Below are 501 nucleotides of genomic sequence, written 5' to 3' on the forward strand. Positions count from 1 at the left end.
ATTCAAGCTCTAACTATGACATTGAAAATGAATTTTATTTTCATTTAAGCACTATGAGAATATGTAATGTAGAACTTGTACCATACCGGAGTAAAAATAAAAATGACTTGAAAGTAAGAATTGATAAATTACCAAGTAGTATATTTATTACGAAACAGATAATTAATTGTATTTTAAATGAAAAAGACATTAAGAATAAACCAAAAGTAATTCTTCGTTCTATTAAAGATTGGGTAAATGTTATGCAAAAAATATGCGAAAAGTTCGACATCAACTTTAATAAGGAGATTGCTCCATATTTGTATTCATTTAAGTCTCAAAATGCTGCTTTATCTCAAAATAATATACTACCTTATACCACTAAAAATCAAAATGTTTCAGAAGTTATTAACCTTATTTATCAAGAAATTTCATTAACTAATTTTTATCAGATAATATCTCAACGCTTAGAAGATATAAATTAAGTGATTATTTTTAATATCATTTTTTTTACATTTTATT

Annotated in this window: 1 pseudogene; it reads left to right on the forward strand. The window is 23.4% G+C overall.

From position 1 onward, the window contains the following. Positions 1–464: pseudogene (locus tag CD150_RS13545) on the forward strand (hypothetical protein); the annotation flags it as partial. Positions 465–501: the final 37 nt, after the last annotated feature.

The organism is Staphylococcus ureilyticus (assembly GCF_002902235.1).
GTDB lineage: Bacteria > Bacillota > Bacilli > Staphylococcales > Staphylococcaceae > Staphylococcus > Staphylococcus ureilyticus.